Source organism: Halobellus salinus, from assembly GCF_014646875.1.
In the GTDB taxonomy this organism is placed as follows: Archaea; Halobacteriota; Halobacteria; order Halobacteriales; family Haloferacaceae; genus Haloquadratum; species Haloquadratum salinum.
In genome coordinates this window covers 1-9,257 of the sequence record NZ_BMOC01000035.1, presented here as the reverse complement: position 1 = coordinate 9,257, position 9,257 = coordinate 1, and the positions used below count along the sequence as shown (strand labels likewise).

Here is a 9,257-nt window from a genome sequence, read left to right as displayed (position 1 = left end):
ATCGAGGTCCTCGAATCCGACACCCCGACAGCGTCCCACCGGCCCGCCTGTCGGTTCAAGTGATAACCGCCTTTTTTTGATTTTAAACGGTTCACCCCTCTGGCGTTTCGCTATTTTTTGAACTCTCCGAATCGCCCTCGTAATGCCACTCTGCGAAACGAGAGATGGGGCCAGACAAGACAACCCCACACCACACGAATCCAAGAACGATAGCAACCAGCAAAGGTTCTATTGGCCCACCTAAGAGTACCGGGGGTATAGTCAGAATCGCAATTATTGGTAGGAGAATTGCCCCAAGATCGCTGATGATTTGCTCGCTAAAACGCCATTTCTCTTTACTGCTTGCTTTCCCCCATTCCTCACGGAACTCCTGGTATGTTCGCTTGGGATTGAGGAGGGAGTCTATCACTTCCGGGAGATTATCTTCTGGGTATTTATTTTCTGCTAAGTTACAAAAATACAGAGACTCTTAATGCCGCTCAATAACCACGTTCTGTTCAGAAACGGCGTTTCCGTCTTGATCAACAAATACCAGATCATACTCAATAGAGTAATCAATCTCTGAATTGAGGTCTAAGCCTGTTTCGCCGGTTCTAAGATCATAATCTCCAACAATAGTACCCGTTTCTGGATCCCGTATATTCATATGATTGATGTTATTGCCGTCGCGGACGGGTTCTGAAAAGTTCATATCTATTTGAGCACCATCCTTCCCACGCTCGTACTGAGCGTTGACTGAAGTGAGGAACCCCTCACCGGTCACGTGTGCGGTGTACGTAGGCGACCCTACCATTAGATCCCGAAGCCACTCAAACATAGGTTAATATAGAGTGTTCGGGTGATTGAGTTTTTATTCTTACTTTCGTTGACGTCGTCGGCGGGTGACGTGTCAAATAACTCGCGCGGGAGGTCCACCGCCTATGAGGTGACCAACCTCACTATAACAACCACTAGCCCCAGGAGGAGGCCGAGTACGATTTCCGGTCCGAACGCTGCGACGAACAGGTCAACTATATTGACCATACGCTGGCGTGTGAGAGGTGGCACTTATACAGGCCACTCGCCGTGAGCGACGTCACTCCCGGAGCGCTGCAGCGAGTGAATCGGAGTCAATTACACGAAATTCGCGACTGCAGCACCAGCGCCAATAAAGAGGAAATCCGCGAGGTACGCGAACCCGACACCTGTTGACACCCCCGCAACTTGTGCGAGCCACACCCGGTACTGAGTCCACAATTCAAACCCGAAGAAATTGAGCGCCCCAATCAGTACAGCCGCTATCCCAAGCAACCGAGTCAGGAGTCGAATCCACCCCCGTCCACGAATCGCCGCGACTTCCGCGGTGATCTTCAATCGATCACTATCCATACCGTGTGGCCTTCTCCGCGCCATATCAGCGTTGTGGGGGGCTGCTTGCTTGAGGAGCTGCCGTCGGGTCGACGAGTAGGCGGATGTCCGGCGTACATCAGACACCCGGCTTACTGTCCTTTAGACGTATCCCTGATAGTACTTCGACCGACTCTCGAAGATTAGTTTATAATGTAATGCCGTATCTCTCCCGAATCCGACGGGTTTCTCCCGGGTTTGTATCACACTCCCCGACAGGTCCCGCGTCACTCGTCCGTTAGGATCGGCGGGATCGGGTCGCCGTTCTGTTCTCGAATCTCTTTCTCCCGCTGGAGGTCCGACGGGGTTAGCTCGTCCCACAACTCGGCGACGGTCGGCGCCGGGTCGCCCGTGTCCGGCCACGTTTCCCGGACGTCCTCCGATACGGTGAGAATCGCTTTGTGTCCCGTGTGTGGGACGTGTGGGATCGGGATATGGTACACGTCCCGGTCGGGGTCCCGAACGGTTAGCTCCGGTCGTGGCGCCTCCTCGCGGGTCGTGTATTCGTTCTCCCGGAGGTCAATTATCAGCCCTACTCCCGCGTCGCCCCTGTCGGGTTCGAGCCGGTCGATCTCCCGCTCCAACTCCCGTTTACTCTTATTGGGCATTTGCGTCCTCCTCGACGTACACCGTCACTACCGGCGACGGAACACCTAGCTCCCGTCCCGTGTGCTCAGGTTCCCAGCCCTCGCGTACCTTCTCCCGTGTCACCGTAACCACCTCGGTCGTGACGTCAATCGGCCCGGCGGAATTGATACCCTCCCGGAGGTCGGCGAGGATTCGTTCAATCTCTCGTCGGGAGCGCCGGGTCATTTGGAACCCTCCCACCGGCGCCGGACACTATACGGTATTTGGATCACCGTACCCGACTCCGGGACCGGGTCGCCGTCCGGGGTTTCGTACTCCCCGGTGTCACACTCTAATGCGATCACCGACCCCGAGTTACTCGTCGGTTCGAGGTCCTCCAGCGCCCGTTCAATCTCCCGGCGACTCTTTCGGGTCACTCGTCACCCTCCAAGTCGGTCGCCTCTTTCAGCTGTTCTACCTCCTCGGCTAACTCGGCGAGGTCCCGGTCGTTCTGGACTTGTCGGCGGACGTTTACCGTATAGGCGAGCGCTCGAATCCATTTGATTCGGACCTTTTCGTTCTCGGGGTCGTACACCCGGCCGCTTTCGACCTTCTCTTGTGCCTCCTCAATTGCCGCATCGAGGGACCGGAGCATACTGTCGTACTCGTCGAACGGGTCGGGGTCCGTCGCGCCCGTGCTCGCGTCGGTGCTCATTTGACAGCCACCCCGGGGGGCCGGCGGGGTATCTGGAGCGTTACGGCCGTCTCTCGTCCCAAAACAGTCGCGGGGGTCATAGTTGGAATCGGCTTAATCACGGGTTCGGCGGGGTTCCGCGTAAGTATTTGCCTCCCGCCGTCCTGCGATTTGCATATACCGCATCGCCGGCCTCGCCACTAACCACCGGCTTTCGGATTTTTCCATCATAGTAATTTTATCAATTCGCTATTATGATCTGATATGAAAACAGGGTTCGGCGGCGCTTCGCCGGAGCAAATAATTCTCGTAGTACTCGTGATCTTAGCCAGCATTTGGCTTATCACCGATTCCGCGGTCGTGCTCATCATTTGTTGGGGGGTCGCGATAGTAGCTGGCGGGTGGTATGGGATTCAAAAAGGGCGAGAATACGTGAACGGGATAGAGGAATAGCTAATGTTCCCGTTTTTCCGTTTGTGATCAGCGTCGCCACTAACCACCGGCTTACGAACGGCCCTCCTCGCGGGGGTTAGTCGGCGGGGTCAGGGGGCGTATCACCCTCGCTCGCCGGTCGGCCGGACGGGTCGGTCGGTGTCACTCCCCGGTCGTCGGGTGATTCGGCGGCGAGGTCCTCCCGGTTCGTAAACTCCCACGTATAGATACTACTACGTGCCACTTGACGAACCTCGTCGTCGTCTAACTCGTCTAACTCCACCGGGTCTAACTCTACCTCCCCGTGGTCGTTCACTCGGTGTAACCCGTCGTCTTTCCACACGTACCGGCGTCCGTCCTCGGTGTCCTGTTCGCGATCAAGAACTCCCCGCTCCCGGAGCCGCTCCAGATGAGTAAACACCTGTTGCCGGGAGAGACTAACCTCGGGGTGTTCTTGTATTGCTTCAGTCGTCGCGGTCCCGAGGTCCTCCAGGGCGGATATAACAGCCCGCTCGCCGTCGCTCCGGGTGTTCGTAACCCGCGCCTCGCCGGCGAGCGGGACCCACTCCGGGAGCGTATCCGTATGGGTATAGACGACGGCCCCGTTTCCGTCGCGTCCGAACCGCATTACCGCTTGTAAGGTGTCGTGCTCCCGCATATGGGTTAGGACCTTGTCACCGAACGGTCCGTATGAGAGCTCCGCCCCTTTTCCGCCGTTCCGTTCGACTGTTTCCCCAGCGTACGCCCCCCACTTCTGAATAAAGTCGTCGCCGTAGTGGTTCGAGCCGATCACCGCGCCGACCCGCTTCTCCTTGAATTCGTTACTCCCGAGGACGTTTCCGTAGTACGTACTCCCGTCGGTGAGCCCGAGGACGTCCGCCTCTTTGTATTCACTAATCGCCGTCGCCGACGTGATAACGCCGGGGCGTTCGCCGTGTGCGTCCTCGATCTCCTCCAGGAGCGCCGCGTCGCTTTCCGTGTGGACGTGTCCCTTCGAGTTGTAGGGTTTGACGTGCTCGCTTGTCCGTACGATATTGAGGTTTAGCGCCTCCTGGAGATACTCGCCGCGTTCGCCGTCCTGGAGGACCGCCCGGTGATTCAATCGCTCCCCGAGGGCTAGCTCCCACAACTCCTTTGTCGGGGTTCCATCGAGGGCGACGACACCACTCGCGTACTCCAGCGCCGGCGGCTGGAGGATTGAAACGCCCCCGTGCTCCCGGTTTCGGACCCCGGTCCCGACCCCGTCAATGTCCGCCCGCTCGAATCCGTTCCCGAGGTCGTCGCTCGCGAGGATCGTAAACACCGCGAGGGGGGCGGCGGCGTGTGCGTTCGGATCATCAAAGACACTCAATTCGTCGGGTTCGACCCCGTGCTCCTCGAACCATAGGAGGGCGTCGGCCCGCCGGGTTTCGTCGCCCCGGTTCTCTAGGAGGTCGGTATAATCATCGTACGGGACCCCGTCGTTTGTCTGGAGCCAGTACGATACCGCCCCCTGAAGATCCGCCCCCAGCGCCGTCTCATACGCCCCAGGGAATTCATCAAACACCACCGTCCGCCCGGACACGACTTTGTCCTCCCGATAGGCGTGGGTGTAGTGTCCGATCAATACGTCGTACTCCTCGGGATCAAAGTCCCACTTACTGGAGTATGGGCATTGCTGGCCCTCGTGCTCCTGGCACGGGAGCGAGCGGCCTAACTCATATTCGGCGTTCTTGTGTATCTCCTTTGGTGTCGCGCCCCGGGCGTACCACTCCCCCACGGTGTCGGCCCATTCTTGTCCGTGCTCGCCGTTCGCCGTATCGCAGTCGTGGGTAAAACTCGGGAGGGTGTAATGGGCTAACCCGTGCTCGTCGCACCACTCCCGGAGTTGGTCGTACTGTTCTTTCCGCCCCCGGAGGGTCAACATCGTAACCGCCTCCCCGGTCCGGGCGGCGGCCTTAATCGCACCGTAGCTTTTGCCGATTGCTGGGAGCGCTTCGACGAGGACCCGGTCGCCGTACTGATAGGCGTCCGCTATGGTGTCTGTCGTCCGCTCTCTCGCGTCGTCTAGGGTGAGGGTGTCCGGCCCCTGTCGCGCCGTATGTCGCCAGTCGAATCCGGTCGTCGCGTGTGAGAGGTCCCGGACACTTTCGGGGAGGACGGCGACGGGGTCGGTGTCGTGGGTCTTTCCCCCGACGTACTCGGGGATCGGAGCGCCGGCGTCTCTCGCGGCGGCGACGACGTCCCACCACTCGCCCCCTTCGAGCCGGTCCCACGGGTTCGAGGTTATCCCCTCCTCGGCGGCGAATAACCCCAGGAGCCCGAAGCTCTCGCCCTCCTTGTGGTCGTGAAAGACGGGCTCCCCCGGCGGGGAGTGAACACTCGCCCCGCTTTCACTTGTCCGATAACTCGGGTTCCACGTACTCCAGCCGGTCGAATCCGTCCCAGTCTGTCGGGTTCGGAGCGGGAGGTCGCGGGGTTCGAGCCGATCAACAGCGTGTAACACGTCCCGAATCTCGTCGGTCGTCGCGTCGGTCCCGGTCGCCGTGGGGTCGTACTCCTCCAGGTCGGCCCGGTCTTTGTCCGTGTCGTGACTAATCGGCTCCTTGTCGGTGTATCCGTTCGCTTCGAGGATCGCCCGGAGCGCGTCGGTGTTCCACTCCCGTACCTCCAGGGGGGTCCCTCGAACGTGCTCGCCTGTGGTGATATTGACGTGCTTATTCGCGTATATTTCGACTGTTGGGGGGTCGTCGTTCGCGCCCCACGGTTCGGTATCAATCTCAAAGGTCGCCTGTTCTTTGCCCTCAATCGGGAGCCCGTCCGGGGCGTAATAGTAGGCGTGTGACCCCGACCCCGACGTGCTCACGTCGGCGTACGTCGCCCCGAGGTGTTCGAGGATCGCGATAAACGCCGGGTGGGGGTCGCCGGTTTCGGGGTCGCGGACGTCGTCGCCGTCAACGAATCCGAACGGGTCGCTTTCGAGTTGGATAAACGCCAGCCCGTCGGCCCGGGGGTCGGTGTCGGCCCACTCCTTAGCCGTCGCAAAGTCGGCCCGGTTCTCCTTATTCCCCCATTTGGCCCCGTCCGTGTCGGCCCACGGCGCGTACGGGGCTTTCGGGCGCTCATAGGGCGGGAGGTCCTCCCCCCGAGTCATCCATTGGTCGGATTCAATCAGGGCGGGGAGGTATGTGTCGCTCTCGGTATCTGAAAAGTCGGCGTCGCTCCAGGTCCCGACCGACTCCTCGGGGTCGGTGTCCTTAACCAACACCGGCGGGTCCTCGGGTTGGTCCTGTTGGTTAAGGCCGTTCGAGGACCCGGGTTTGTCCGTCTCTCCCCCGGGGTTCGAGCCGGGAGGATCGCCGTCCTCGGGTGTCTTTCCGGCCTGTTTTCCCCGTTTCCCGCTCTCCTCGGCGAGCCGTACCCGGAGGTCGTCGGGGTCGTCGCCGAGTGACTCCAGCGCGTCGGTGTCCCGGAGCGCGTTCCGTATCTCCCGGTCGTCGTACCCGTTCGCTTTGGCCTGCTCCCGGAGCTCCTCCACCGGGACGGGGTCGGTGCCCTCGATCCCGAGGTATCCGCGTGTCTCCCATATGAGGCTCTCCCAGTCGAACCGGGTCATAGTGCCACCTCCAGCGCCGGGGGGGTGTCGGTATCAATCGCTTCGAGAAGTCGGTGCCACTCGTCGGGCGTGAGAGTGTCGTAACTCATAGTGAAATCCCATACACTTCGTACACCGTTCGGTATCCGGCTGAAGGGGACGTTTCAGCCGCTATATCGGGGTCGATACGGTCGGTCGCGGGGGGGTCGGGGGTGAACATAGGTAAGTCCCGACCGATGAACACACTCCCGCACCAGCTACTCGGGCGGTTGTAGGAAGGAACTAGACTACCCAGGTCAGCCCTTCCGGCGTCCGTCGGCCGTTATTTTATACTCACCCTCCCGATACTAAACGATTAGCCTTCCGTAGGGGGGGGTTTCCTCGCCCGCTATCCTGTCGCAACTGATTTGTAGGGACATACATAATATGTATGTACCTACCCAGGTCGGCCCTTCCCGGCGCCCGTTTGTGGTGCCGGGTCAAGCCGCTACACTCTTGAGCACCCGCTCTATCCGAAAGCATAACCGGCAGGGGTTACAAAAGGTAAGTGCCCAGGTCGGCCCCCCGGCCCCACTTTTCACGTCCCTGAGCGCCAGCCTTAGCCGAACCATCCTCGAATCCGATCAACTACTCCGGTGTCCTCCTCGCCCCCGTCGGCGTCGGGCGTGTCTTCCTGGAGCGATATATCGTCGAAGTGCTTTGCGAATACCTCGAACGCTTCTAACTCCTCCAGGATCCCGAGAAGGTTCTCCCCGTCGACGAGGATCACGTCGAGGTCGGGGGCGAGGTCCTTTGCCTGTCGGGAGAACGTCCCGGTCGTAACGATAGTTACCTGTTTGACGTCCTCCTCCTGGAGCCGGAGGCTCGCGTATTGCTGTACCTCGGGGGAGCCGACCGTCGTACTCGGCCCGTATCTCTTAGCCTGTATCAGCTGTTTGTCCTCGCCGTCCGTCGCGATCACGTCAATGCCCCGGTCGCCCGGTTCTCCCACTACCCGGGTGTCCCACCCGAGATATGTCCATACGTCGCCGATGAATAGCTCGAAGTCGTAGGGGTCCATTTGCTGGAGCCGTCGCCGGAGGTATTCGTTCGACGGCGTCGCGTATTCGGTCGTGTCGTCCTCGCGGTCGGACATGCTCAGTACCCTTTCATCCACGGCGGCCCGCCGTAGGCGTCGACGTAACACCGCTTGTGTACCGGCTCCTCGCGTTTATTCGGGACGGCCCGCTCCAGGGGGACACTCTCCCCGCAAAGGTCACACTCGGCCGTATGGCCCGCCTGTCGCGCGTCGGGTGAGAGGTCCTTAGTCTCGACGTGTAGCTCCTCCAGCGCCGGCGGGGTGAGCCGGACAAAGACCTTCTCCCGGTCGGCCTCCTCCCGTCGTTCCGGCGTGTATGAGAGGACCCAGTCTTGTCCGGGTTCTCCGTCGCCCCCCGGTCCTAATGAGATTGTTTTCGCTAAGTCCTCGGGGATATAGTGCCACGTATTCGCCCGGAACCGTGGGTAATGGCCCTCGGGACGGGGGTCCTCGGGGTCGACCGTGTCCGTCATTTGCCTAGTGCCTCCCGTGTGTCGGCGTCGCCGGCGTATCCGTATTTGCCGTATCCGGCGTCCTCGATCCCCGGGACGTCCTCGAACGCTCGCCGAATACTCTCCCATAACGACCGTTCGCTCGAATAGTGCTCGCCGAATCGGTCGAATAATTCAGCCTGTAGCTCCCCGGTTTTCATCGGCCCCCGATCCCGGAGCAATCGGACCACTTCAATAACGGCGTCGCGGCCGTGTGCGGTCTTTGGTCCGACATTCTCCCGCTCCAGGTAGGCGCGGACGTCCTCGACGGGGTCACTCTCGGCGCCGTCCTCGACAGGGTTCTCCCGGTCGGGTGTCGGGTCCTCGCCGGCGTCCGCTTCCCGTGTGTCTCGCGCCTCTTGTGTACGCCCCACGGTGTCGGGGGTCGGGTCCTCGGGGATCCAGTAAATCACTCGCCGCGATACTTTCCGCCGGTCGAGGTCGCCCCGGTCGTATAGGTCGTTCAACTTTCGCCGCGCCGTCTCTCGCGAACAGCCGAGTGTATCGGCGACGTCAGCCGATAGGATCACCGGCCCGTCGACCGCGTCGAATACGTCTAACACGTTCTCCAGGCTAACCGTCTCGACGAACTCGCCGTCTTTGCCGTGCTCCCGTGGCATACAGCTTAGTACGTCGCTCCCGGGATTATACCTTGTGGTGTAAACAAGATGGATAACACTTATGCACTTGTGGCTTATACAATATGGTAAGGAAAGACGGTTCCTCGGGGCGTCGAATCGCCCGGGTGCTTGGAACACCCGAGCCGGTCTTTTCTATGGAATCCGAAAGACCATGTCGACCAACGAATCCGAATCCCAAGACAGTACCGCTATCATAGAAGCCGGCGACGACGGCGTGATCCTCGACGACTCTCCCGAGTGGGAGGGTCCGTTTACCGAATTTAATCAGTACGGGCAGCCGACGGGTCATACGTACGTCCGGTGTCCCGAGTGTGGGATCGAGGTCCTCGAATCCGACACCCCGACAGCGTCCCACCGGCCCGCCTGTCGGTTCAAGTGATAACCGCCTTTTTTT

At 60.3% G+C, this 9,257-nt stretch carries 12 protein-coding genes; 2 read left to right on the top strand and 10 right to left on the bottom strand.

What is annotated here, in order from left to right; all coding sequences use genetic code 11:
* Positions 1–469 precede the first annotated feature (469 nt).
* From IEX72_RS14835 to IEX72_RS14810, 6 genes are all read right to left on the bottom strand, one after another.
* Positions 470–817, bottom strand: coding sequence for a hypothetical protein (locus tag IEX72_RS14835; RefSeq protein WP_188788744.1), 348 nt, complete (start codon positions 815–817; stop codon positions 470–472).
* Between the two features lie 296 nt (positions 818–1,113).
* Positions 1,114–1,368 carry a hypothetical protein gene (locus IEX72_RS14830; RefSeq protein WP_188788742.1) on the bottom strand — a complete coding sequence of 85 codons (255 nt, stop codon included), beginning with the start codon at positions 1,366–1,368 and terminating at the stop codon, positions 1,114–1,116.
* 245 nt (positions 1,369–1,613) lie between these two features.
* Positions 1,614–1,994 (bottom strand): hypothetical protein, encoded by a 381-nt coding sequence (locus IEX72_RS14825; protein ID WP_188788741.1) that lies wholly within the window; start codon positions 1,992–1,994, stop codon positions 1,614–1,616.
* Positions 1,984–2,199: a hypothetical protein gene (locus IEX72_RS14820; RefSeq protein ID WP_188788739.1), complete on the bottom strand. Its 216-nt coding sequence runs from the start codon at positions 2,197–2,199 to the stop codon at positions 1,984–1,986. The genes IEX72_RS14825 and IEX72_RS14820 overlap by 11 nt, the downstream gene beginning before the upstream one ends.
* The gene (locus IEX72_RS14815; RefSeq protein ID WP_188788737.1) at positions 2,196–2,390 is read right to left on the bottom strand and encodes a hypothetical protein; all 195 of its coding nucleotides are present in this window, start codon (positions 2,388–2,390) and stop codon (positions 2,196–2,198) included. The genes IEX72_RS14820 and IEX72_RS14815 overlap by 4 nt, the downstream gene beginning before the upstream one ends.
* Positions 2,387–2,668: a hypothetical protein gene (locus IEX72_RS14810; protein WP_229663863.1), complete on the bottom strand. Its 282-nt coding sequence runs from the start codon at positions 2,666–2,668 to the stop codon at positions 2,387–2,389. Before IEX72_RS14810 ends, IEX72_RS14815 begins: the two co-directional genes overlap by 4 nt.
* 243 nt (positions 2,669–2,911) lie before the next feature.
* On the opposite strand from IEX72_RS14810, the gene IEX72_RS14805 reads away from it, so the two are divergent.
* The gene (locus tag IEX72_RS14805) at positions 2,912–3,100 is read left to right on the top strand and encodes a hypothetical protein (protein WP_188788735.1); all 189 of its coding nucleotides are present in this window, start codon (positions 2,912–2,914) and stop codon (positions 3,098–3,100) included.
* Positions 3,101–3,176: 76 nt separating this feature from the next.
* Here IEX72_RS14805 and IEX72_RS14800 read toward each other — a convergent pair whose 3' ends face one another.
* From IEX72_RS14800 to IEX72_RS14785, 4 genes are all read right to left on the bottom strand, one after another.
* Positions 3,177–6,674 (bottom strand): hypothetical protein, encoded by a 3,498-nt coding sequence (locus IEX72_RS14800; protein ID WP_188788733.1) that lies wholly within the window; start codon positions 6,672–6,674, stop codon positions 3,177–3,179.
* A gap of 577 nt (positions 6,675–7,251) precedes the next feature.
* Positions 7,252–7,788 (bottom strand): restriction endonuclease, encoded by a 537-nt coding sequence (locus IEX72_RS14795; RefSeq protein ID WP_188788731.1) that lies wholly within the window; start codon positions 7,786–7,788, stop codon positions 7,252–7,254.
* Positions 7,789–7,790: 2 nt separating this feature from the next.
* Positions 7,791–8,204 carry a hypothetical protein gene (locus IEX72_RS14790; protein ID WP_188788729.1) on the bottom strand — a complete coding sequence of 138 codons (414 nt, stop codon included), beginning with the start codon at positions 8,202–8,204 and terminating at the stop codon, positions 7,791–7,793.
* Positions 8,201–8,842 carry a hypothetical protein gene (locus IEX72_RS14785; RefSeq protein WP_188788727.1) on the bottom strand — a complete coding sequence of 214 codons (642 nt, stop codon included), beginning with the start codon at positions 8,840–8,842 and terminating at the stop codon, positions 8,201–8,203. Before IEX72_RS14785 ends, IEX72_RS14790 begins: the two co-directional genes overlap by 4 nt.
* A 172-nt stretch (positions 8,843–9,014) precedes the next feature.
* Here IEX72_RS14785 and IEX72_RS14780 point away from each other — a divergent pair, with 172 nt between their 5' ends.
* A complete protein-coding gene (locus IEX72_RS14780; protein ID WP_188788725.1) occupies positions 9,015–9,242 on the top strand; it encodes a hypothetical protein in 228 nt (75 codons plus the stop codon).
* The last annotated feature ends 15 nt before the right edge of the window (positions 9,243–9,257 follow it).